We start from the raw sequence: 23,435 nt of genomic DNA, 5'->3' as shown, positions 1-23,435 counted from the left end.
ACTGCAGATTCTACCATGGAGGTCGCAGGGTCTCACAGAGAAAACAGGAACTTACTTCTTCCCCTGTGTGACTCTGTGCTCCTGCGTGTTCTCTGTGGTGAACCTTCTGGATCTTGCCAACTGAGAAATTGACAACTCAACAGCGCACCAGGTTCACGCCGCGTTTGATAATCGATCCCGCAGGCGTCCCAGGATGCCTTCGAACTCGTCGTTGTTCTCGAAGTGGATGATGATCTTGCCGACGTCTTTGCCAGACAGCTTGATCTCGACTTTCGCGCCGACCATTTCTCGCAGCTGAGACTCCAGGGAAGCCAGGTGAGGATCGCTCGTCGGTTCGGTGTTCTCGGCGAGCTTGATTTCCTTGCTCTCCGGTTTGACGATCTTGCGAACTTCCTCTTCGGTCTTGCGAACGGTCAGCGCCTGCTTGACGACCTTCTCAGCCATCTTCTGCTGCATCTCCGGCTTGAGGGCCAGGATCGCGCGGGCATGTCCTGCAGTCAGTTCGCCTTTCTGCATCATCGTCTTGACCGGGACTGGCAGGTCGAGCAGACGCATCGTGTTGCTCACCGCAGAGCGGCTCATGCTCAGCTGTCGGGCGAGTTCTTCGACGGTCGAGTCGAACAGGTTCATGTAGTCCTTGAACGCCTGGGCCTTCTCGAGATCGGAGAGGTCCTGACGCTTCAGGTTTTCTTCGAACGCATATTCGCAGGCGGTCTTGTCGATGACATCGACCACGCGACACGGAATCGTCTCGCGACCAATCTGCTGACAGGCCAGCCAGCGACGCTCACCGGCGACGATCTGGAATGATGTCCCATCGAACTCGCGCACGATGATCGGCTGAAGGACGCCGTGTTCCTTGATGCTGTTGGCAAGCTCTTTGATCGAAGTCGTATCGAAGTCCTTACGCGGCTGGTTTGGATTTCGTCGAATGCTGGCGATGGCGAGTTCGCGCAGCTGCAGTTTGACTTCGGTTGATTTCTCGACCTCAGCGACGGCCTCTTCCATTGGTTCGTTGGTGGGACCCGCCCCGCCCAGCAGTGCGCCCAATCCTCGTCCGAGACGACGACGTGCGACGACCTGCTCTTCGACGGGCTGCTGTTCGGCTGGCTGTTGTTCGCTCATACTCTGTCCGTCCTGCTGATGATGTCCGCCATGGTGGTGATCACCATGATGCTGTTCGTGATTCTGTTCGTGGTGACCGTGTTCGTGATGCTGTCCGTCGTGGTGATGCTCATGGTGTCCGTGGGACTGATCGTTGTTCTCATGATTCTGCTGGTTGTGATCGTGATGGTGACCGTCAGTCATCGTGACAACTCCGTAAGGCAAGTTTGACGATGGCGCGCAAATCACCAAGGTCATTCGGGAAGCTCCCCAACCCCACCGCCTTGATGGCGAGCGGGTCATCGGGGTCATGCGTCTGAAACGTCCCGCGTTCTAAACCAACCTGGAAAACCCATCAAGACAGGTTGCCCTCACCGTTCAAGTTTCACGTGAAACGGGCAACATTTACAACGCGAAATGGGTTTTCAAACAGCAGAAGGCCAGTCTAAAAATTCAGAACGGCGAGCGGGGGGTGTGAACCCCCTGTCTTAAAAACGAATTGATCACGTTCGCGTTGACAGCATCAAAAGCGAGACGCCTCAAGTCGATTCAAACGATTCGTAACCGTTCTCTGCATTGCGAGTCAATAAGACAGGGGGTTGACACCCCCCGCTCGCCTTTACTTCACCTTCCAGAGGGTCAAGGTCTCAACCTTCTTAGCCTTGGGATCGCCGCCGACTTCGTCCATTTTGATCAGCAGGCTTGGTTCGTAGTCGAACTTGCCGACCTCATCGAAGAGATCCTTCCTGGCTTCCATCTGGGTTGCGAATGCAGGTGTCTGACCAGCATGAGGACCAGTCACCAGATACAGCGACACGCCTGACGGACGCGTTTCGGAGCTAGCGAATTCAAGATCACTGACCGGCCCTGCGAGGACCTGCTGACGAGAGAGATGCCAATAGACGGCGGGTTCGCCGTAGACGTAGACGATGACGGGGGCGTTGGGATCGCCGTTGGGGATGACAGTTTTGGCGACTTCGGAAACACTGTTGGCGAGTCCGTTTCGGGGTTCGTAGATGCGTGTTCCCACTGTCAGCATTCCGATCAAACCATATAGGATCACCAGGCGATACCAAATCCAAATTTGCGTTCTGGTCTGTTCGCTTTTCTTCAGCTGCTTGTCGTTGGGGTTCTCTTTCCACCACGTGAGACTTCTGTGTGCGTGGAGATTCGTCAAAAGTGCATATGACAAAATGCAGCCAATCATCGCTGGCATCAACAAGCGTGGGTATGGATAGTAAAGTGGAATGAGGATGATCAGCATTCCCACCCAAAGCATGGACAACACAATCGCCAAAGGTGCAGTTTGCATGAACGATTTTCGCGAGGCACAACATTCATAGATGCACCATCCCGATAACAGCGCGAGACCGAATATCGACGCGCTTGAGAAAAAGATCGTGGTTAAAACACAAAGAATTAACCATTCTGACTCAAGACATTTTCGATCAGAAGGTCGCCCCTCTTGCGGCTGGTCACTGATTTCCGTTTGATGTTTGAACCAATAGAGAATTCCAAAAACAGAAAGTGCTCCGAGCCCGCCTGTCATGTTTTTTTGCAAGATGTCAAGATCCGAGAACTGCAAATCTAAGTTCTTCCACCACGATCCCATCCCCTGAAAGTACTGACGGTGATTCGCGGACACCGCAAGGTACCCGCCGGTGGGTTGCAGGCTCCAGATGTAGGGGGCGTAAACCAGGACGGTCACGCCCAGCGTGATACCGACTAGGATCAGATTCTGTTTGAGGCGGCTGCTGGTTCTCTCCATGATCAGCCACTGAAGAGCCGCGGTCGCGGTTAATAGAAACGCGGTCAGCCAGCCGTTGTACTTGGTCCACCAGCAGAGGCCGCAGGTGAGACCGGCGAGCGCGGCCAGGGTGTAGGCGCGACGAGGATTGTCAGCGAGAGGAACCAGCAAGGCTCTCGCTCCGAGTCCGAGCGCGAGTACCCAGAAGAAACCCAGGACCGGTTCGGTCAGCGCAGTGCGGGAATAGAAAATGTGATACTCGTTGGTGGCGAGCAGCCAGCAGGCGAGCATTGCGGCAAGCGGACCGGCGAGGCCTCGCAGCATCCACCAGAGCAGCGGGACGGTCGCCGCTCCGAGGAGGATTCCCGGGATCATCGGGACCCAGGGTTCCATGCCGAGGAACGTCATCGACCACTCGATTAAACCTGGAACCAGGGGAGGGGCGTAAAGGTGCTGATTGGGGTAGCGGAAGTTGTCGCGTTCGGTGAAGAAGAGGTTGGATGCATAGACTCCTTCGTCGAAGTGCTCGACGGCGAGCCGGTCGAGATGCCAGAATCGTAATCCGAGTCCAAGGAGTGTCGCGACGAGGACAAAGACCCATTCAACTTTAGTGATGCGTTGCGTTGGCGACACCAGATATTCCCACGAGCGATGCGACGAGTTTCATGACATTCAGTCTCAGCGAGATTACCAAGATGGTCGATGATCAGCCAACCCATTTGCTGCCGTCAAAAAGAGAAAGTGTCGACCGCGAGATCGAATCCGAGACAAGTCCAATTTGCCCTGCAATCTTCATCGAAACTGCATGTTCTGGAATACAGGGACTGGAACTTGACATGGCTCACTATTAAGATGACCAAAACCATCGCGTCTCGCCCACCTCAACCCTCCCCGCGGATGTATTCATGCCCGAACAAGCCTTTCCAAACCCAGACCAGATGTACGACGAAGCAACGTCTTTGAAGGAACAAGGCGATCTGGAAGGGGCAGTCAAGAAGCTTAGAGAAATCATTGTCACGTCGCCGAACCATGTGCTGACTCACTCGGCGCTGGCGGTCAACCTGCAGAAGCTTGGTCAGAAAGAAGACGCGGTTGCTCACGCGAAGAAAGTCGTCGAGCTCGAGCCGGAAGATCCGTTTTCTTACACCCAGCTGTCGGTCATCTGCCAACGCTGCGGCTTGATCCGCGAAGCCGAAGACGCAATGGCGCAATCAAGAAACATGCAGCACTGATCGCCTTCTCAAGGCATCGCTGAAAACACGAAAAGCACGGGAATCGATCCCGTGCTTTTTATGGTTTGATGGATTCGGGGAGACTGGAACGCAGAGATCGCGGAGGGGATCAGAGGTCGCAGAGAAATCAAAACCTTATTCTTTGCGCCTTATACCGCTCGCCACTTGATTCAGCGCGATATCTTCTCAGCGTGCCATGCTTGCGGCTTTGAGCAAGCATGTTCTGAGCGTTCCATCGTCAAACGACGCAACATGCTCACCCAAAAGCTGTGAGCATGGCACGTCTGTTGTGACCATGCTGGTTTAAAGCGGGACTCGTATTCGCTTACTTAGTGACTTTTCTGACGTTGCTCCAAATTCGATTTTCTGCCTCCGCGGTCTCTGCTTTACTCAGTGATCTCTGCGTTCCAGTCTTATTCCGGAAGACGCCTGCTTAAAGCTACAAGCATGAGAGACTGCCAGACTGCTTGCTTCAGGCTGGAATGTGCGTCTTTTCACCCAGACGAGAGCCTTCGCCGACGGAGCTGTCGAATTCCAGGGTCAGCGTTGGTGTTGAATGCTCGCTTGCTGTTGTTGGTTCCACGCCGAGCTGGCCACTTGTGCGATGGGCCATGTAAAGTGCCCACCAGTTTCTGGCATCGGTGGTTGTCCAGCTGCGAGCAGACTGACAGCCTGACAGCGCGATCGCCAGTTCTCGAACTGACTCCGGGCGGTCTTCAACTTTCTTGTTGAGACACTTCATAACCAGGTCTTCGAGGTCCGCGTCAATCGGCTGCCCGAGACGCTTCGAAGGAGTGATCGGCGTCTTGGTGACCTGCTGAAGACAGATGTCGATGACGCTGTTACCGGTGTAAAGGGTCTGGCCGGTGAGCAGGTAATAGGCAGTTGCTCCGAGGGCATAGATATCGACACGGTGGTCGACATTGTCAGGAGTGTCGATGGCTTCCGGTGAAAGGTACATCGGAGTTCCGCAGAGACCTTTTTGCTTCGGTGCGTTCTCGTCGACGCACAGAGAGTCTGACTGCTTGTAGATCTGGAGCAGTCCGAAATCGAGAACCTTGCCGAAGTCGTGTGTGCCGGCGCGAGTCGTCAGCATGATGTTTTCGGGTTTGATATCACGGTGAATGACGCCCATCTGGTGAGCTTCATCAAGCGACCCGCAGACCTGAATGAGGATCTGGATGACGCGTCCCATCGGCTGAGGACCGTACAACTTGACGAGCTCTTTGAGCGTAATGCCGTCGAGGAATTCCATGGCGTAGTAGAACAACCCGTCTGGTGTGCGACCGTAATCGTAAATCGCGATCGTGTTCGGGTGCTGCAGCTGGCTGGTCATCTGGACTTCATGCTGAAACAGCTCGATGATTTTGTCGTCGACGATATTCTTGTTGACCACTTTGACTGCTGCGGGTCTTTTGAGCATTCTGTGACGTGCTTTATAGACGACGCCCATCGCCCCTTCCCCGATTTTTTCTTCGAGGGTATAGTTGCCAACTTCTCTCGACACACTGACGGCTCCGCGGATCTGTTGTTGCAGATAGCGGGTCATGTTTTCGTCCATGCGGTCCAGGAGTGGTTCACGCATCGAGACGTGTGAGCCGAGTTCTTCGAACTGCTTGTCGACCTCTTCAGCGATGTCGAGCAAGTTGAAACGGTCGTCTTGTTTTTCGCGTTCGAGAAGACGCGCGATCCCTTTGGGGATCTGGTTGAGCGAATCGGGAATCCAGGCGGAGGCAGCGACGGCACTGACGGCTGTTTCGTAGAGGCCTTTCTCGTGCAGCTCTTCGTCGGTCAAGTGGTGCAGGAGGATGCCGCAGGTCAGTTCGTCTGGGAATGACCACTGCAACGTACAGGCACCGGCGGCGAGGGCGTGGTCGCAGGTGAAGCGGGCACGTTCGAAGTGGATCAGTTCCGGTGACTCATGCGAACGACCTTCCATGAATTCGAAATAGATCTTTTGAAAGCGGTTGGTCAGCGCCGGCAGCAGGAAGTCCTGGAGCATCGCGCCGGTGTAGGCGATGTCGGCATCGGTTCCCATGCGCTTGGCGACTTCGCGGGCGAAGAGGGCTCGTTCGAGGTTGATGCACCAGAATTCATTGAGGTCAATGACGCGCGATTTGACCGTGTTGACGGTGTTCTGGACGGCGGCGGTGAGCAGGAAGAGTTTTGATCGTCGGATGCCCAGAGTCGTGATGGCCTGGACGGCGCTCGTGGCTTTGTGTCGCCGGCCGATGGAGGCGGAGTTGACGTGTCTGAGAAGTTCGCAGGTGAGCTTCGAATCGACTTCGATGGACTGCGCGATGACCTTCAGATCGCAGTTTGGATCTTCCGTACGTCGAACGAACTCCGTGACAACCTGCGGGAAGACCGGCAGTTCGAGCTCGGGAGGAACGATGGATTCCGTTGTCTCTGGCAGAAAGCTTCTTCGGACTTCAGACCAGTTGATCATCGATGTGTTCTCCGATCACACGTTTCGCGTGACCATCATTCACAAAAGGGGGACTGCAAGGGAGAAAGCGTTCAACCTGGGACGCCGATCGAGGCAATGGCGTTTCCGTTATGACCTGCTTTCCAAGCGTGACCATCCTTCATGAATGGTCATCCGTGGAAACATAGAACAGGTTTGACGGGCGGGCCTAAAATTTCAGCGGACGCGGTATGTTTCGATTTGTCGACAAACGGCAAAATTGAAAAAGTCGCGCGAGCTGCTACGACCAGAGTCATTTGCATGGTCGTTGACGAGGTGCTTCTCGTCTGTTCGTGAAGATTCAGTGAGAATCAGATGAAGCACAATCGTTCGAAGTTCTCAGACCCGCAGAATCGTCCTATTCTGAACAACCGTCAGTCCATGATGTGACTGGCCTTCCTTACCTTCAGCGACGAGGCGACTGCTATGAATCTCCAGGACTTTCGTACGTTAATCGGCGCGACCGAAGACGATGCCGAGTATATCCCGTTCGCTGTCATGCTCCGCTCCGGCTACGCCTGTGCTGGTCACTACAATGAGCAACTCAATGAGGGGATGCAGGACACGATTGTGGTCGTCAACGCGCAGCTGATCGAGCTGAAGGGTGCCACGACGAAAAACCGGCCGAGCATTTCGGACTTCAGCGAGTTCCTGGAGGAGTTCGTTCTTAATGTCTCGGAGGGAGACGATGATGAACATACACTACCAACCCGGGATGAATTCGGTAAGCAAATCCCGCTGACCGCGATCCCGATGGATGAAATCGCTGCGGTCTATCCCGTCTCGCGCATTGGCACACTGCTCAAGCGAGCCGAGAAGCAGCGCAAGGTTCCTGCGATGTTCGACCTTGAGAAGAGCGAGATCATGTCGATCCTGAAAGTGAAGCTCTGGTAAGTTCCGTCAATGGGTCGTCCGGGTTGCAACAACCCGGATACCCGGATGCGGGGAAATGCAATCAGTCATCGCCCCAGCGTCGGGCTAACTGGTGTTCGACGCCTAAGTGATCGCAGACGCGGGCGACGACGAAGTCGATCAGGTCGAGGATGGATTTCGGCTGGTGGTAGAAGCCAGGCATCGCCGGGAGGATGATGGCGCCGGCGGCGGAGAGCGTACGCATGTTGTCGAGTTGGATCGTGCCGAGTGGCGTTTCACGTGGGACGAGAATGAGCTTGCGACGCTCTTTCAAGTGCACATCCGCAGCACGGTGGATGAGGTTATTGGAGAGTCCGTGTGCCAGACTGGCGAGGGTTCCCATGGAGCAAGGGCAGATCGCCATGCCGGCGGTCTGAAAGGAACCACTTGCGATTCCGCCCATAAAGTTTCTGTGGTGATGAAAGACGAGTTCGCCCTGCTGAGTCGATCGTGACGACAGGCAGCGTTCACCAAAGACGCGTTTGAGTTCGAATGCTTCGATGGTCATTTCTCGCTCGTCGAGTTTGACGCCGACTTCGGTCTCGAACACGATCGCAGCGGCAGGACTGGCAGTGACGTGGACACGTCGCCCCGCTGCGAGGATGGCATCGATCAGACGCAATCCGTAAAGGGCGCCGCTGGCACCCGTCAGTCCGACAACCAGGTCATTCATGAGACTGACTCCCCTGCCCTGCTCCGACGGTTTCTCGTGACGTGTTCACAACCTGAGCGGGCTTGTGCCCGATGTACAAACTTGCGACCCCGAAGGTCAATGGTCGACAGCTGACCTGCTCCAGTCCCATCTCTTCGAGCAGCGAAACCATCGCGTTGCCGTGAGGGAACTCGGAGACGGAATCGGGCAGGTAGTTGTAGGCTGACTGGTCGTTGCGTGCGAGCAGTTGTCCCAGACGTGGCAGGATGTTTTTGAAGTACCAGCTATAGCCTGCGCGGATGACGGGATTGTCAGGCATCGAAAATTCGAGGATGACGATGCGTCCGCCGGGCTGACAGACGCGCATCATTTCCGCCAGCCCTGCTTTCGTATCGGCTACATTTCTCAAACCGAACGCGACCGAGACGAGCTGGAATTTATTGTCTTCAAACGGCAGGTCCATTGTATCGGCCTGCTGAAAAGTAATCGGTGCGGTGTTGTCTTTTCGCGATAGACCGGCTGCCTTGACGTCGGCGTGCTTGAGCATTTCGGGAGTGAAGTCCGAGCCGACGACTTCGACTTTTCCTTGGGCTGTTTTCCAGTAGGCGATCGCCAGATCACCTGTTCCGGTGCAGACATCGAGGATCGGTGCCTTGCCCTGCGGCGGGGCTTTGCGGATGGTAACGTGACGCCACCAGTAGTCGACGCCACCAGAAAGGAAGTGGTTCATGAAGTCGTAGCGGTCAGCGATCTGACCGAACATTGCCTGCACTCGTTGACCTGACTTATCGACACTCATTGCAGACCTTATCGTTTCGAAGAATTTTCACCACAGAGGACACGGAGGAACACAGAGTCGCACAGAGAAAACAATGAATTCTTCTCTGTGAGCCTCGGTGTACCCCTGTGTCCTCTGTGGTGAGATCTCTGATGCTGGGTGCATCGAAAGAAAATATCGAAATCTAAACCGCAACCGGCTTACATTTCAAACAGGCTCTGCCACTTGATATCGAGAGCCTGGTGAATTTCGTGCGGAATGCGTCCGCTCCAGACGGCTGGTTTGCAGTCCGGGGGAAGTTCACCGGCCCATTTTCGTGTCGCGTCGATTCCCATCAAGCCTGCGGGACGTCCGGACGCATATTCGATGTCGAGTTCCTGACTCGTGCTGGTTGCCGTGATGTAATCTCGCGATGGGGACGCATGTTGACTGACGGCTTTCATGACGGTGGAATAGTCGCGAAGTGGGACATCGGCGTCGACGCCAATGACGAGGCGTGGTGACTGCAGCAGTGATGATCCCCAGATGGCGTGCAGAAGTTTGTGCATCTCAAAGGGAGATGACTTGTCGATCGCGACGAGCACCTGGTCACCGGAGATCGCCCGCTGCGGCAAGTGAACATCAATGACCTGCGAGTGATCGAGCTTGAGAGCGGCTGCGATGATTTGCTCCCACAACTGGTTGACGACCTGATATTCCGTGAAACCATGATGCGGGATGATCGCAGGAAAGACTGGGTTGCTGCGCTGCGTTAAGCAGGCGACTTTCATAATCGGGCAATCGCGTTCTCCCGAGAGAAAGCCCGCGGCGTTGGTCATCACGCCGGTCCGGAAGGTCGCGATCTTCGGATCAAGAGTTCCTTCGAGCACGATTTCCGAAGTCGAAGGGACAAGCAAGTCGCTCGTGCGACACTTCACCAGCTCGATGCGGGACTGGCCGAGAATTGAGGCGAGTAGATAGGAACTATGAGATCGAAACGGTGTCCATCGTAAAATCACTTCCAGCGACATCGGCCCGCCGAAGGTCACAGCGCAGGCAAGTGGGCGGTCTTCGCTGCGGGCTCGTTCCCAGATCATGCCGAGTCGTGATGATGATGACCAGCGAACAGCGAGATGCTGCTGATCGAGCGGGAAGACTGGGACCCGTTCGATGATCTGCTCGCCGGTCTGCGAGTCGTAGCAAAGGAAGTTCGCCGTCGAGAAACTCGGGCCCGATTCGCCGAGATCGTTTTGGATCCAGGGAATGTTCGTCAGAACGACATCACGGCCCATGCGAACGACGTACTGGCAGTCTCCCTCTTTGGCGACTGCTGGTTGCAACTGCTGATAGAGGGCATGACGTTTGAGATCATCGAAACGAGCACGCCACCCGGCGGGAAGATCGCGCGAGAGAAAGTCAGCAAACCGAGTCGAGACTTCTTCAATGGTCTGGCAGCCAAAGGCCATCGCGATGCGGTTCGTGCTTCCCAGCAGGTTTGTGACGACGGGGACGCGGGAGGCGGTGACGTGATCAAAGCAGAGAACCGGAGCGGGCTGAGACGGTGAGTGCAGCGCATCGACACGTCGGGCGATTTCGGAGAGTTCAAACTGCGGGTGAACTTCGGCGCGGACGCGCTGGAGTTCTCTGCGGTCTTCAACCGCGGTCAGAAATTCACCCAGACTCCCCACTTGCATTGACGTCCCGTCCGCTCAGATCGCCGCTAAATGCCCAAAGCAAGCAACGATTAGAATCGAACAGTGGAAAACCCGCAAGTTAGTGCCGACCGGCTGAAAGAGAAATCGGCGGGTGGCTGCCTGGTCTTCTCCGTCCTGAAAGGACGATTTCTGTCAGCCCAGGATGAAATCCTGGGAAAACGGAAGTGCCAGAGGTATTCCGTCCTGTAAGGGCGGGTCAATTGTGCCATGAACGATGAACCGCCCCTACAGGGCGGATGATCTCTGTGATATTGAAACCCAGGACGTTGTCCTGGGCTGACAGAAATCGTCCCTACAGGACGGAGATCAAGACAGTCCGAATGGAAATCGTTAAGCGTTTGTTGGCCGAGAATTTTGTTCCGAATAGAATTAAAGCAAGCCACCTTCTGCACCTAACAGGCATTCAGAGTTGAGTTGCTTTGGGTTACACATTTGGTGCGGTTCAAAGACTCACCTGCACCCTACGTTTCGACTCAGACGACTGTGATTTAGTACTTCTTAAACGTCGTCGCTGCTGTTCGCAGTCGTGACTGGAAGTGGGGGCGAGGGGCCTCGTGGGCATGGTGAGCGACGTAATTTTGCAGCGTTTTCAGGTAATTGGCGTCGCTGGTCAGACAGGGATGTTTGTATTGCTCGGCTGTCCCTTTGCGGTCACGAACCTGTTCATGCACAAACCGATCCCAGAGACCTTCCGGGAGAACTTCGATCCTGATGGGTTGCAGGCGGCCGCTCTGGACTTTTTCGTCGTACTCGCAGTTGATCTGTTTGAGATGTGACTCAAATGTTTTGGCGAGGTGATCCTGCTTGCCATGAAATTGTGAGAGCAGAGGCTCTTCAATCATCAGACGATACCCCGGGACTTTGTCCCAGACGGGGGCGAGCGTGAAGTAAGACAGCGGCGATTTCCCAAAGGTCCGTCGCGCGGCTTCGACGACCTGATGCTCGGTCAGTTTCTCGCCAGTGAAACTGTGGGCGTGCTTGCCTTTGTGAAGAAACTTCAGCAATGGCGTTGACTCGCGATAGCCGGTGCACTGGACGACGTCGCCGATGTCGTAACGATAAAGGCCGGAAGCGGTTGTCAGCAGGATGTAATAATTGCGGCCTTCTTCGAGTTCATCAGCCAGGAGGACGGTTGGCTGATGCGAATCTTTTTCCTCTTCGGGGATGAACTCATAGAAGTGGCTGACGATATCGAGGACTCCCGAAGGGTCTTCATCCTGGAGTGGGATCGTCATGCGGCCTTCGCTGGCGGAGAGGCCGTGATCCCGGACAGGGAGGTCGCCGAAGACTTGTTTCATGCGGGCGACGTAGGCACCTGCTGCTCCACCCGTCCAGACACACAGAAGAGAGAGCATCGGCCAGACGCTGCGCGGCGTGAGTGTCCCTTCGCGGTCGAGGATCTGCTGCAGTTGTGCAGCCCGCGGGCGACTTTGCTGGCGTAGTTTCTTCAGCAGCCAGCCGGGGAGCGGTTCGGTCATCTGGTCAGCGAAGTGGAAGCGACCATCATGCAGATCGCGGACGAGCGTCTCACCGTGGTCTGCGAGTGTCTCTGCCATCTGCAACAGCGTGCTGGGATTGGCAGTGGTCATCATTGTCAGATGTTCGCAGCAGATGGATGTGCGAATCGCTGCGTAGAGCTTGATGTGATGATCGCCGATCAGGCTGAGTTCAGCGGGAGCCGTATACAGCGATTTCACGAGCGGGCTCTGCATGGACGAGACGAGTCCGCTGATGTTGCCGCAAGGAATTCCAGTCGGCGTCTTGAAACGACAATGGTGCCCGGAGAGTTGGAAGAGTTTGCCCCACAGCAGGCGCCGGTGCTCTTCGAAAATGTTGATGCCCCAGATCTGCCAGCCCAGTCGGTACTGGTCGACGAATCGACTGGTGATGGGAATGTACTTCGGCTGTGACGTCGTTCCGCTGCTCATGGCGAACATGATCAGCTTGTTACTGGAGCCAAGGAGTGCATCCGTCTGGCCGTTTTTGACCTGCTCGACCCAGGGGCGGTAATACTCAAAGTCGCGTGCCGGGACCTGGTTGCGGAAGCTGGCGAGCGAGAGATTACCGGTCAGGCGGTGCTGTTGCGAGAATTTGGACTCGTCATTGAGCGCCAGAAGCTGCTGGAGCACTCGAAGCTGAACGTCTCTGCAATTGCCGAGTTGGGAGAGGAAGCGACGAGCCTTGGCGCGGATTTTCATCCGGACCGGGATACCGCCCGTAAAACGAATATGTCGCAACATCCCTGTTGCTTCTCCCGACAGATGGCCGTGGACGGGCGACAGATTTTCCTTGTCGCGATCAAGGTGGACTCGATTTTAAATCGTCGGATCGGTTGTGCGAACTTTAACGAAACTGTTGGTTTTTTCACATGTGAAGAAGACTGGAACGCAGAGCACGCGGAGGGGAAAACTGTTTTAACGCAACGACGCTAAGCCGCGACGAAAACAAGAATGGGCAGTCATGAATAAAGCAGAGTTTCAGACTTCGAAACTCTTCGACCTCTGCTCAACATACTGCCACCTTTCGAGCAGGTGGCATAATAGGACAGCCTCTGCGTTCCAGTCTCTTTCCGGAAAACTACGACGCGATCGGCAATTCCACCAGCGGCTTAAACTCCGGCGTCTCATTCGGACGCTTCGACGGGCTGCCTGGAGGGGAGTTGTTTTTATCCTTTGGCGACCCGCCAAAGCGTTTGCCAGTCATGACCAGCGAGGCCGTGTTCAGGAAGCCCTTCAGGCTGAAGAAGGTCGAGTTGACTGCAGACGGCTCATAGCCACAGTGGACCATGCAGTTGGCACATTTCGGGTTGCCCGACTTGCGGCCGTAGTCTTCCCACTTCGTGAGAGTCATCAGTTCTTTGAACGACTGTGTGTAACCTTCATTCAGCAGATAACAGGGTTTCTGCCAGCCGAAGAGGTTGTACGCCGGGCTGCCCCAGGGGGTGCATTCGAGGTCCCATTTGCCCATCAGGAACTGCATGAAGAGGGGCGACTGATTGAACTGCCAGCCTTTTTTCGGATTGCCGAGAACACGCTGGAACAGCGACTTGGTTTCTTCTCGCTTGAGGAAGTGTTGCTGATCAGGGGCTTTCTCATATTCATACCCCGGAGAAACCATCATCCCTTCGACGCCCAGTTCCATGAGGAAGTCGAACATTTCGCGGACTTTTTCGGGATTGGCGTTATTGAACAGTGTCGTGTTCGTCGTGACGCGGAAGCCCTTGCTGATCGCTAGTTTGATGGCGCGGACCGCCGTTTCAAAGACCCCTTCACGACAGACCGCGTGATCGTGTTCGTCCTTCATGCCGTCGAGGTGAATCGAGAATGACAGGTACTTTGAAGGCTTGTACTGATCGATGTGCTTTTCCAGCAGAATCGCATTGGTGCACATGTAGATGTATTTCTTGCGGGCGACCAGACCTTCGACGATCTCCGGCATTTGCGGATGCAGCAGCGGTTCGCCACCGGGAATGCTCACCATCGGAGCGCCACATTCCTCGACGGCCTTGAAGCACTGCTCCGGCGAGAGATGGCGTTTGAGAATCTCTTTCGGATGCTGAATCTTCCCACAACCGGCGCAGGCAAGGTTACAGCGAAACAGCGGCTCGAGCATCAGCACGAGAGGATAGCGTTTTCGGCCAGCGAGTTTCTGCGAAATGACATACTTAGCGACCGTCCAGGTCTGCGACAGGGGAACAGCCATGATCCCGGGAATCCTTGCTTGGGGGAGTAAAAACCACATCGGCACCATCACATCCAGGTGCAAGCCCGCGGTATGCGTCTGGAAAGCAACAGAGTTTTTCTTCTGCACCCTCGGCCTCTCCTGCAGTCATGCAAAGAGAGTGACACAGTTCGATTGTGATGGAAGCGGGCAATCCCAGCAAGCTCAAGTTCTGATTCCGATTGGATTTAGCCTCGCTCTGAAAAGGGGGAACGCAGCCTTGATGACCGTCGAGACCTGTCTGTGTCTAGCCGTTTGACCGTTACAGCCGAACTGATCGTCATGATCCGCGTGATGAGTCATGTTTCGCCAGTATCCCCAACTGTGTTGACCTTTTGCGACACCCGTGAGGCAATTTGTCGGCATCGTGTCCTAGGTTTGAGCATGAGCAGCGGATGCTCATCATCGCCCCGAGGCGGTGCTTTCAATCACTACGGACGCCTTTACAAAGGACCGGGACGATGCTGGTTCTCAGCCGCAAGCAGGATGAAAAAATCATTATTGGCGACTCGATCACTCTGATGGTCGTCGCCATCCAAGGGGACAAAGTACGCCTGGGGATCGAAGCCCCGAAAAACGTATCAATCCATCGCGAAGAGGTCTATCGCATCATCCAGCAGGAAAAGCAGGATGACCCGAAAGACTACGCACAACCACGACGCGACTAATCTCCACTCCGCGATTCGGACGCGATCCCATCCTCGTCCAGCCGCTCCCACGGATCAGTCGGTCCACACAACACGATGTCCAAACCGAGCCGCGTTGCATTTCGCAACGAAGGCTCGTTTTCGTTTTTGCACCAAGGCGAGCGGGGGGTGTCAACCCCCTGTCCCTTGTGCTCACTGCTGCCATGACTGTCTGAGTACGCAACTCGCTCCGAAGACTTTCCCTCTGGGCTGCGCTCCGTATTCACCCGCGTTTCGTCTGCCTGGACTCGATGACACAGGGGGTTGACACCCCCCGCTCGCCTAAGAGACTGATCAGCGCGTAAAAAAAGCGGAGTCGATCACTCGACTCCGCTTTTTCGTTTTCATGACCGGCTTACGAATTGATTACTCGTTGCCTGGATTCTCGGCACCCATGGAGAACAGAGGGCCTGAACCGCTGCGTCCGCCCTTGAGCTCTTCGCGAACAGCTGGTTGCTGTGGCTGTTGCTTGCCGGCTTCGACGGCGAGGGCTTCTTCGATCGCTGCTTCTGATTTCAGAGACAGGCCGATCTTGCGATCGTCTGTATCAACTCGCAGAACGCGAACCGTGATGTCTTCGCCTGGTTTGACGACATCTTCCGGGCTGGCGACCTTCTGGTCAGACAGCTCAGAGATGTGCAGCAGACCTTCGAGTTCTGGTTCCAGTTGGACGAAGACGCCGAAGTTGGTGATCTTCGTGACCTTGCCAGTGACCATGCTGCCTGGCTTGTACTTCTCTGGAATGGTGGTCGTCCAGGGATCGCCGTGCAGTTGTTTGAGGCCCAGCGCGATTCGCTTGCGGTCTTTGTCGATCGAAATGATCTGACACTCGATCGGATCGCCCTTCTTGAACATCTCGTTGGCGTGAGAAATCTTGCGGGTCCAGGACATGTCGCTGACGTGCAACAGGCCATCGACACCTTCTTCGAGTTCAACAAACGCACCGTAGTTGGTGAGGTTGCGAACAGTACCCTTGACGATCGAACCTTCTGGGTACTTCTCGGTGATGTTTTCCCAAGGATTCGGCTGGATTTGCTTCATGCCCAGCGAGATTTCCTGCTTGTCGGTGTTGACGCCCAGGATGACCACTTCGACTTCCTGGCCAATGCTGACCAGTTCGCTTGGGTGGTTGATCCGGCGTGTCCAGGACATTTCGGAAATGTGGACCAGACCTTCGATACCGTCTTCCAGTTTGACGAAGGCACCGTAGGACATGACGTTGACAACGTCCCCCTTGACGCGAGCGCCGACGGGATACTTGTCGCCGATGTTTTCCCAAGGTGAGGCAGACTTCTGCTTCAGACCCAGAGCAATTTTGCGTTTTTCGTAATCGACGTTGAGGATCTTGACTTCGATTTCCTGATCCAGCTTGACCATCTGAGTCGGGTGATCGATACGACCCCAGCTCATGTCGGTGATGTGGAGCAGACCATCGATACCGCCCAGGTCGACGAACGCACCGAAGTCGGCGATATTCTTGACAACCCCTTTGCGGATCTGGCCGATCTTGATTTCTTCGAGCAGGGCTTCTTGAACCCGGCTGCGTTTGTCTTCGATCAGCTTACGGCGAGAGACAACGATATTGCGTCGTGCTTCGTCGATCTTGAGGATAACGCACTCGATTTCCTGATCGAGGAAATCGCCGATATCGTTGGGACGTCGGATGTCGACCTGGCTGGCTGGCAGGAAGACGTTGACGCCAATGTTGACGAGCAGACCACCCTTGATTTTGCGGATGACCTGACCTTTGACGACATCGCCTTCTTTGTGAATGGCGATGATCTTTTCCCATTCGCGGATACGGTCTGCTTTGCGTTTTGACAGCAGGATCAGACCATATTCGTCTTCGAACTCATCCAGGATGACTTCGACTTTTTCGCCAGCTTTTGGTTTCGGCTCGTCGTCGGCCCACTCGTTGAGTGGAACGATACCTTCGCTCTTGAAACCGATATCAACAAGGACTTCGTCGTCTTCGACGCGGATGATCGTACCAGTCAGGATCTGGCTGGATTCAAAGTTGCGTGAGGTTTCTTCGTAGATGAAGTCCATGTCGCCACCAAGCTCATCCATGCTTGCCAGCGAGCTGCCGAGTGCGAACTCAAGCTCATCGTCAGAAATATTGAACTCACGCATCAAGTTACGGTTAACCATGTGCAGCCTTTGCCTCACCTGAGAAGAAAGCGTCTCAGCGGGCCTGTGGGTTGGGTCTCAATTTGCTTTCAGCACGCAAATCAGGACTGGTTTCTTGTCGAGTCGAGAAATACCAACACTGGCATCTCAAATTTTTCGAAAACGACGCAAACCGAAATTTTAGCAGGCAGTTATGAAAATTTCCAGTCCCCCGCACCAAATTGGCTTATGTTTGCAACCCTTGCATTTTCAGTCAGTTAGGGGCGCGTCGCAGCGACCCTGAGGGCATCCTGACAGACTCGAATATTCCGACGAAATCGATTTTGTTGAAGACAGAATAAATCACAATGAAGAAGACGTTTTAGCCAAATTCATGGAGTTGGGTGCAATTCACAACAAACCATGGGAAGTTTTGCTTCCAAGTTGTATACAGAAGGCCTGTATATTTTCTTTGTTCACTACTTGGTCATTCTTTCCCTAATTATCTCTGTTCGCAATCATTCCGCACGCTTTGATACTTTAATGACAAAATTGCGAAATCCCGGCAGCTGCCTCGCACAAAATGGCAATATTCTGCGGGAATTTGCCCTGAATTTGTTTGATCCGCTACAGAAAAGACGCATAAAATCTCGCCAATCACTTCTTCTCTTCTTCCAGCAGGAGTCATTCATGCTCATCCGCTCTCACGGTCGACGAAGTCACCTCGGCTTCACGCTCATCGAATTATTGGTCGTCATCGCTATAATTGCGACACTGGTCGCTATTCTCCTGCCCGCTGTCCAACAGGCACGCGAAGCAGCCCGCCGGAGCAGCTGCAAAAACAATCTCAAGCAGATTGGCCTGGCAATCCACAATTACCACGACACATTCAATACATTTCCGATCGGGTCGCGCACTGCAGTCGCTGGGGCCAATTCCTTTGGGCCGACTTGGTGGGTAGGAATTCTTCCGGGACTCGAACTCAGTGCCATCTATGATGGATTCAACATGACAGCTGCCAACTCCGGCTATGGCGGCGGTGGCAACAGCACGCTGCTGGCCACTGTACCCCCTCTGAGTGTCATGCTCTGTCCATCAAGCTCAATGAGACAACCTGGAAGCTGGCAGAAACGGGCCACCTATATCGGAATTGCTGGCGCCTCGAATACCTCGACCTATACGCAAGCATCAACAACCGGAACATCCGGCCTGAATGGCTTTCGCTTGAGAACGAATTCTGCCGACTGCTGCAGCAACCGTGGAGCACAGCAAGACGGTCACTTTTCGAGTTCAGGCGTTTTCATCACAAACGGTGCCATTCTTATGCGAGACGTCGTTGACGGAACCTCAAACACCATCATGGTGGGCGAAGTCGGGGGAACATTGATCACTTCAAACGCAGGGTATCAATCAGCCATCTCCGGACTCGCAGATCATGCGCATATGATTAACGGAAATCGAATTCATATCGGCGGATCAGGTCCTCACGGCTGGACAATGGGGATCGGCGGCACGACAAGCCTTCCCCTACAGCGGCCATTCAATATGACCACAATCCGCTACGCCCCCAACACGCTGAACTACGATCAACCGGGCATCAACGTCAACTTTGGACCTAACAATCCATTGAATTCTGAACACAAAGGAGGCGTTCAGTGCGTCTTCGCCGACGGTCACGTTTCCTTCATCAGCGACAACATCAATCTGGATACTCTCAAGCACGCCGCACTTCGTGATGACGGACAGGTGATTGGCGAATTTTAATCATCGCCTGTACTTTTCTCTTCATACCAATATCGGCATACCAGAGCGAGCGGGTCCGTTGACCGGAGCAAGTTGCTCGCCTGCTATGCCCTTTTTATCGAGGCACTTCGACACATGACCCGAGCTATTTTCGTGCTACTTTTCGTCGCTGCGGTCACAGGTTGTCTGGATGCGCCAGTTCCGCAGATCGGTGGAATTTCTGGCTCCACATCGGCAGCAGGAAAACCTCTCCCGGAATCAACAAAAATCACTTTCACCCTCGCCAGCCAGGACGAAAGTTTTTCGACTCCCGTTCAAGCTGATGGACGTTATCACTACAAGCCCGCGACCAGCGTTCCGGTTCGTCCCGGCGAGTACAAGGTCATCATCACTCCCCCAGGCCCGAAGATGATCATGGTCGATGGGATGGAGTCTCCTGATCCCAACGACAAACAGAAATACGATCAGATAGCTGAAAAATACAGAAGCAAAGCCACGACACCCCTCAATGTGAACGTGACCGGCGATGCCATGCAGTACGACATCAAACTCGAATAGCGGGATCGGCTTCTTATCGTGCCAGCGATAAATGCGGAGCCGTCTCAGCCAGGATCTCACGAATCGCCTTTCGATCCTCCACTGTCAAATATCGAAACGGATCTTTCTCGTCCCCAGGCTCGCTGCTAAGGACTTCATCAAGCCGTTTGGAAATCAGGTCCAGCACCAGCGGTGGCAGGCCTCGAAACCCGTCGGAGTACACCAGGTAACTGCAGGGGTACTTGAGCAGCCTTGTTTGAAGATCAAACTGCCTGAGACTTCTCCCCTGACTGTCCGCGGGCCCCAACTTCTCAAACCGCTCCCGAAACGTCGTCGTTCCTGCGACCGGGCTGGTGAGTTGAAACTCATCGCCGAACAGCAGGCCTTCGACGAGTCGGTTGACCTCGCGCACACACCTCTCCCGGACGTAACCATCCCGGTCCTCCGGCGGAGTGAAGAGTCGCTCGTAATTGAACTGCGCTCTCGCACGAGCATAAGCGGCTGCTGTGATCAGGTTGTGCATCTGTGACTGATGGTCGAGAACCATCAGCGCCACGATGTCCGAATGCCGCGACGGGTAACGCGCAGGACTGAAGTACGGCGTCAGATCCGTGCAGTTCGCTCCTGGCTCGAGATCCAGAGGCTTTTCCCGATCCGCATTGTCGCTGAAGGCATTTCCCATGTGACGCATCTCGCCGTGAGTCCCCGTCACGTACCACCCGCCAAAGCGATCCTTGAAGGGAATCGTGTGGTCGACATGTTCTGAATTGAAGCCGTAGTCCGGATGCCCCGTCTTCCGCGTCACCATCGAGCGTGTCAGAAATCCCGGGACCAGCTTCGTGCGAGACGTCCCATGACAAGAAAGACACTGCTCTGTGACCCGTTCAATCTTCGGCGTTTCTTCATCCGTCTGGTCGAGCGTGTAAAAGACCGCTCCAAGCTTCGGGTCAATCGCCCCCAATTCGATCAAATCGCCCCCCGGTACCCAGCCGACGTAAATGTCATCGTTGAAATAAACCGCCCGTGGCGTCCTCGGACTGATCTTGGAAATCTGCAGACTGGTTTTTGAGAACACGAGATTCTGCGTATCGATATCGACCTCAAGAGCCTTCAACAACGACAGCAACCAGACCCCATTCCCCTCGACGTCCAGCTTGGTCTCGCCCGCTTCCAATGCCGCCATCAGCTTCGCAACACGGTCATGACTGACCGCAGAATGGTAGTGAATCGGAGCCCGCTCGAAATCAATCTGCGCGCATACGACCTCAGCAAAACTCAGGAAAACAAGACCCGCAATCACGACCGCCCAGCGCATGCAAAACTCCAGGAAAAGCAGAGTAACCTCCCTGAAGTTTACGAATAACGGACCTTCTTGTCCATTATTATTTTCTGATACTCCCAGTACGTAACCGACTCGATCCAGATCACCGGGGTGCCACTGGCGATGCCAGTGTCGAACGTGCATGGACGCGATGTGAGCGGAAGTCTTCTGCCTGATAGAAAATTCACGTACCTACTCAGTTCGCAGACACTGGCACAGCCAGTGGCACCCGGTCTTCACCCGCCGCCGAACCCGCCGCCAACCGCAAACGCAACGGCTACGATTAAAACAACAGCAATAACAAAACCTCCAAACGCAACGAGGGAGGCCCCCGCAACCCAAATCAGAAAAACACCGAACATGGCCAGCAGAACGATCGACATCCCAATCAGTTCGTGTTCGCTGAGACCGATATTTGTGTCGATTCGCCAGTTTCCGATTCGCGGCGCCTTGATGTGTCTCAAATACTCCGGCTCCAGCGAGTCAATGATCGCAATCGCCTCGACGTGCGACACCGCAAGCTCTGCTTCGACCAGTTCAATCGCCCTCAAACGACTGCGCTCCGCCCAGGTTTTCAGGAGGCGCTGTTTCAGTTCCGGCGTGAGCTCTGTCGCGTATTTCATGAAGTCATCTCACTCCCGTCTCCGATTCGCAACGTGGCGCCCGTCGCGATGGTTCAAACCTTCTTCACGAACTCGGATTTCAACTGCATGGCGCCGAACCCGTCGATCTTGCAATCGATGTCGTGGTCGCCTTCGATCAAACGAATGTTTTTGACTTTCGTTCCCGATTTGAGAACTGAGGACGCCCCTTTGACCTTCAGGTCTTTGATCACCATCACCGTATCGCCATTGGTCAGCGTGTTGCCGTTTGCATCTTTCCAGACCCGAGTTTCCTCGGATGACGCGATGACATCCGCTGTCCATTCATGATTGCATTCCGGGCAGTTCCACTTGCCACGATCTTCGTAGGTGTATTCGTAGCGGCATTGGGGGCAAGGAGGGGTGCTGCTCATGTTGTGATCCTGTCGCTTGAGCTGATAGAGAACGCAAACCGTTCCTTCCAACTCGCCAATTGCTCGCTCACCGGCTTCTGCCCGCCGCTTCCGTAACTCATCAGCTTCGCGACGACATTCTTCGTCCCGAGAGATTCAAACACATCGTCCCCGATCAGTGGGCTGTGTTGTTTGAGTTCGTCGAGTTTCAGGTCGGCCAGTTTGCAGCCACGTTTTTCGCAGACACCGACCAGTTTACCGACGATCTCGTGCCCCGTTCTCATTGGGACGCCTTTGAGGATCAGGTATTCCATCAGGGTCGTGGCATCGAGGAAACCGGCTTCCAGACGTGAGTTGATCTGCTCCCGGTTGAGAGTCGCTGTTTCGACAATGACAGCCGCCAGTTCCAGGCAGGCCGAGACGGTATCGACCGCATCAAACACCGCGAGCTTGTCTTCCTGCAAATCGCGGTTATACGCCAGCGGCAGCCCCTTGATCAGGATCATCAGCTGGTTGGCATCGGCCATCACGCGAGCCGTCTTGCCGCGGATCAACTCCAGCACATCCGGATTTCGCTTCTGCGGCATGATCGACGAACCGGTCGTGAACGCATCCTGCAGTTTGAGGAAACTGAACTCGGTCGTGTTCCACAGAATCCACTCTTCCGCCAGCGTACTCAGGTGCGCAGAGATGATCGCCAGATGCGATGTGAACTCGACCAGAAAGTCCCGATCACTCGAAACATCCAGCGAGTTGGCCGCGACCGTCTCAAATCCCAACAGCTCCGCCGACCGCTGTCGATTTATCGGCAACGACGTCCCCGCGAGTGCCGCACACCCCAGTGGCGACTGATTGACGCGCGCCCGGCAGTCCGAAAGACGCTGACGATCCCGTTCGAACTTCTCGCAATACGCCAACCAGTAATGAACCGCCATGACCGGCTGAGCCCGCTGCAGGTGGGTGTAAGCTGGCAGAACAATATCCGCATCCGCATCACAACGCCCGACAAACGCCCGCTGCAGTTTCTCGAGCAGTTCATCCATCAGATCAATCTGGTGTCGGACATACAGCCGCAGGTCTGTTGCGACTTGATCGTTTCGACTCCGAGCGGTATGCAGTTTGCGCCCTGTATCACCAATCCGGGCAATCAGGGCACTTTCGATATGCATATGAATGTCTTCCAGCGACGGGGAGTATTCCATCTTCCCCTGCTGAATCTCTTCGCTGATCTGCTGGAGCGTCGTATGAATCTGATCCCGCTCCTCGGCCGTCAACAGCCCGACTTCCGAGAGCATCTGCGAGTGTGCGATCGAACCTTGAATATCATACTGAGCCAAACGGGCATCAAACGAAATCGACTCGGTAAACAGCTCGACACGCTTATCCGTCGGCACGGCAAATCGCCCGCCCCAGGCTTTGGTTGGTTGTGACATGAACGAAATCCAAAGAAAATTAGAACCGCAGAGGAACACAGATGGACGCAGATTTTAATGAATCGCTCACGTCATGTCGCGGAACTTCACGCATATTTAGCCCCCGGCGAGTCGCCGGGGGATTCTGATCTGTGTCCATCTGCGTTAATCTGCGGTTCAAATTCCCTGTCTCAAGATTCCAGTTCTGACGATTTTGACGATCTGTCGCATCAGGTCGTCGAATCCAGTTAGTGAAACTGGGAAGACTTTATTGACACCGATTCGATTCGTCGGTCTGCTGAAAATGGGCCTCTATTGTGACTAACC

General features: G+C 54.7%; 18 protein-coding genes. 5 read left to right on the top strand and 13 right to left on the bottom strand.

Annotation, left to right across the window (positions count from 1 at the left end):
- Positions 1-153 precede the first annotated feature (153 nt).
- Positions 154-1,308: a ParB/RepB/Spo0J family partition protein gene (locus SH248x_RS21390; RefSeq protein WP_459556365.1), complete on the bottom strand. Its 1,155-nt coding sequence runs from the start codon at positions 1,306-1,308 to the stop codon at positions 154-156.
- A 415-nt stretch (positions 1,309-1,723) separates the two neighbouring features.
- A complete protein-coding gene (locus SH248x_RS21385; RefSeq protein ID WP_459556364.1) occupies positions 1,724-3,484 on the bottom strand; it encodes an ArnT family glycosyltransferase in 1,761 nt (586 codons plus the stop codon).
- A 272-nt stretch (positions 3,485-3,756) separates the two neighbouring features.
- On the opposite strand from SH248x_RS21385, the gene SH248x_RS21380 reads away from it, so the two are divergent.
- A complete protein-coding gene (locus SH248x_RS21380; protein ID WP_459556363.1) occupies positions 3,757-4,083 on the top strand; it encodes a tetratricopeptide repeat protein in 327 nt (108 codons plus the stop codon).
- 472 nt (positions 4,084-4,555) lie between these two features.
- Here SH248x_RS21380 and SH248x_RS21375 read toward each other — a convergent pair whose 3' ends face one another.
- Positions 4,556-6,532 carry a protein kinase domain-containing protein gene (locus SH248x_RS21375; RefSeq protein ID WP_459556362.1) on the bottom strand — a complete coding sequence of 659 codons (1,977 nt, stop codon included), beginning with the start codon at positions 6,530-6,532 and terminating at the stop codon, positions 4,556-4,558.
- Positions 6,533-6,976: 444 nt separating this feature from the next.
- Between SH248x_RS21375 and SH248x_RS21370 the strand changes: the two genes are divergently transcribed.
- A complete protein-coding gene (locus SH248x_RS21370) occupies positions 6,977-7,444 on the top strand; it encodes a hypothetical protein (protein ID WP_459556361.1) in 468 nt (155 codons plus the stop codon).
- 61 nt (positions 7,445-7,505) lie between these two features.
- Here SH248x_RS21370 and SH248x_RS21365 read toward each other — a convergent pair whose 3' ends face one another.
- The 5 genes from SH248x_RS21365 to hpnH all read right to left on the bottom strand — a co-directional run bounded on the left by SH248x_RS21365 (position 7,506) and on the right by hpnH (position 14,288).
- A complete protein-coding gene (locus tag SH248x_RS21365; RefSeq protein WP_459556360.1) occupies positions 7,506-8,135 on the bottom strand; it encodes a UbiX family flavin prenyltransferase in 630 nt (209 codons plus the stop codon).
- The gene (ubiE, locus tag SH248x_RS21360; protein ID WP_459556359.1) at positions 8,128-8,913 is read right to left on the bottom strand and encodes a class I SAM-dependent methyltransferase; all 786 of its coding nucleotides are present in this window, start codon (positions 8,911-8,913) and stop codon (positions 8,128-8,130) included. The genes SH248x_RS21365 and ubiE overlap by 8 nt, the downstream gene beginning before the upstream one ends.
- A 179-nt stretch (positions 8,914-9,092) precedes the next feature.
- Positions 9,093-10,565: a UbiD family decarboxylase domain-containing protein gene (locus tag SH248x_RS21355; protein WP_459556358.1), complete on the bottom strand. Its 1,473-nt coding sequence runs from the start codon at positions 10,563-10,565 to the stop codon at positions 9,093-9,095.
- Between the two features lie 509 nt (positions 10,566-11,074).
- Positions 11,075-12,826, bottom strand: a complete 1,752-nt coding sequence (locus SH248x_RS21350; protein ID WP_459556357.1) for a GH3 auxin-responsive promoter family protein — start codon at positions 12,824-12,826, stop codon at positions 11,075-11,077.
- 337 nt (positions 12,827-13,163) lie between these two features.
- Entirely contained in the window at positions 13,164-14,288 is a 1,125-nt protein-coding gene (hpnH, locus tag SH248x_RS21345) for an adenosyl-hopene transferase HpnH (protein ID WP_459556356.1), read from the bottom strand.
- 479 nt (positions 14,289-14,767) lie between these two features.
- Between hpnH and csrA the strand changes: the two genes are divergently transcribed.
- The gene (csrA, locus tag SH248x_RS21340) at positions 14,768-14,974 is read left to right on the top strand and encodes a carbon storage regulator CsrA (protein WP_459556355.1); all 207 of its coding nucleotides are present in this window, start codon (positions 14,768-14,770) and stop codon (positions 14,972-14,974) included.
- 384 nt (positions 14,975-15,358) lie between these two features.
- Here the strand turns inward: csrA and SH248x_RS21335 are convergent, their stop codons facing one another.
- Positions 15,359-17,143 (bottom strand): 30S ribosomal protein S1, encoded by a 1,785-nt coding sequence (locus SH248x_RS21335; protein WP_459556354.1) that lies wholly within the window; start codon positions 17,141-17,143, stop codon positions 15,359-15,361.
- Between the two features lie 648 nt (positions 17,144-17,791).
- Between SH248x_RS21335 and SH248x_RS21330 the strand changes: the two genes are divergently transcribed.
- A complete protein-coding gene (locus SH248x_RS21330) occupies positions 17,792-18,865 on the top strand; it encodes a DUF1559 family PulG-like putative transporter (RefSeq protein WP_459556353.1) in 1,074 nt (357 codons plus the stop codon).
- 114 nt (positions 18,866-18,979) lie between these two features.
- Entirely contained in the window at positions 18,980-19,402 is a 423-nt protein-coding gene (locus SH248x_RS21325; protein ID WP_459556352.1) for a hypothetical protein, read from the top strand.
- Between the two features lie 13 nt (positions 19,403-19,415).
- Here SH248x_RS21325 and SH248x_RS21320 read toward each other — a convergent pair whose 3' ends face one another.
- From SH248x_RS21320 to argH, 4 genes are all read right to left on the bottom strand, one after another.
- Positions 19,416-20,696 (bottom strand): hypothetical protein, encoded by a 1,281-nt coding sequence (locus SH248x_RS21320; RefSeq protein ID WP_459556351.1) that lies wholly within the window; start codon positions 20,694-20,696, stop codon positions 19,416-19,418.
- Between the two features lie 242 nt (positions 20,697-20,938).
- Positions 20,939-21,325, bottom strand: a complete 387-nt coding sequence (locus SH248x_RS21315) for a hypothetical protein (RefSeq protein ID WP_459556350.1) — start codon at positions 21,323-21,325, stop codon at positions 20,939-20,941.
- A 53-nt stretch (positions 21,326-21,378) separates the two neighbouring features.
- Entirely contained in the window at positions 21,379-21,717 is a 339-nt protein-coding gene (locus SH248x_RS21310) for an alkylphosphonate utilization protein (RefSeq protein WP_459556349.1), read from the bottom strand.
- Positions 21,714-23,129 (bottom strand): argininosuccinate lyase, encoded by a 1,416-nt coding sequence (gene argH / locus SH248x_RS21305; protein ID WP_459556348.1) that lies wholly within the window; start codon positions 23,127-23,129, stop codon positions 21,714-21,716. Before argH ends, SH248x_RS21310 begins: the two co-directional genes overlap by 4 nt.
- Between the last annotated feature and the right edge of the window lie 306 nt (positions 23,130-23,435).

The sequence above is a fragment of the Lacunimicrobium album genome (genome assembly GCF_052161635.1).
Classification (GTDB): domain Bacteria; phylum Planctomycetota; class Planctomycetia; order Planctomycetales; family Planctomycetaceae; genus SXPC01.
This window is presented reverse-complemented; position numbering and strand designations above follow the sequence as displayed.

Coding starts and splice junctions, on each gene's coding strand:
- SH248x_RS21325 (WP_459556352.1), top strand. CDS start 18,980: ATGACCCGAGCTATTTTCGTGCTACTTTTCGTCGCTGCGGTCACAGGT.
- SH248x_RS21370 (WP_459556361.1), top strand. CDS start 6,977: ATGAATCTCCAGGACTTTCGTACGTTAATCGGCGCGACCGAAGACGAT.
- SH248x_RS21380 (WP_459556363.1), top strand. CDS start 3,757: ATGCCCGAACAAGCCTTTCCAAACCCAGACCAGATGTACGACGAAGCA.
- SH248x_RS21335 (WP_459556354.1), bottom strand. CDS start 17,143: ATGGTTAACCGTAACTTGATGCGTGAGTTCAATATTTCTGACGATGAG.
- SH248x_RS21350 (WP_459556357.1), bottom strand. CDS start 12,826: ATGTTGCGACATATTCGTTTTACGGGCGGTATCCCGGTCCGGATGAAA.
- SH248x_RS21390 (WP_459556365.1), bottom strand. CDS start 1,308: ATGACTGACGGTCACCATCACGATCACAACCAGCAGAATCATGAGAAC.
- SH248x_RS21315 (WP_459556350.1), bottom strand. CDS start 21,325: ATGAAATACGCGACAGAGCTCACGCCGGAACTGAAACAGCGCCTCCTG.
- SH248x_RS21365 (WP_459556360.1), bottom strand. CDS start 8,135: ATGAATGACCTGGTTGTCGGACTGACGGGTGCCAGCGGCGCCCTTTAC.
- csrA (WP_459556355.1), top strand. CDS start 14,768: ATGCTGGTTCTCAGCCGCAAGCAGGATGAAAAAATCATTATTGGCGAC.
- SH248x_RS21330 (WP_459556353.1), top strand. CDS start 17,792: ATGCTCATCCGCTCTCACGGTCGACGAAGTCACCTCGGCTTCACGCTC.
- SH248x_RS21310 (WP_459556349.1), bottom strand. CDS start 21,717: ATGAGCAGCACCCCTCCTTGCCCCCAATGCCGCTACGAATACACCTAC.
- hpnH (WP_459556356.1), bottom strand. CDS start 14,288: ATGGCTGTTCCCCTGTCGCAGACCTGGACGGTCGCTAAGTATGTCATT.
- SH248x_RS21320 (WP_459556351.1), bottom strand. CDS start 20,696: ATGCGCTGGGCGGTCGTGATTGCGGGTCTTGTTTTCCTGAGTTTTGCT.
- argH (WP_459556348.1), bottom strand. CDS start 23,129: ATGTCACAACCAACCAAAGCCTGGGGCGGGCGATTTGCCGTGCCGACG.
- ubiE (WP_459556359.1), bottom strand. CDS start 8,913: ATGAGTGTCGATAAGTCAGGTCAACGAGTGCAGGCAATGTTCGGTCAG.
- SH248x_RS21375 (WP_459556362.1), bottom strand. CDS start 6,532: ATGATCAACTGGTCTGAAGTCCGAAGAAGCTTTCTGCCAGAGACAACG.
- SH248x_RS21355 (WP_459556358.1), bottom strand. CDS start 10,565: ATGCAAGTGGGGAGTCTGGGTGAATTTCTGACCGCGGTTGAAGACCGC.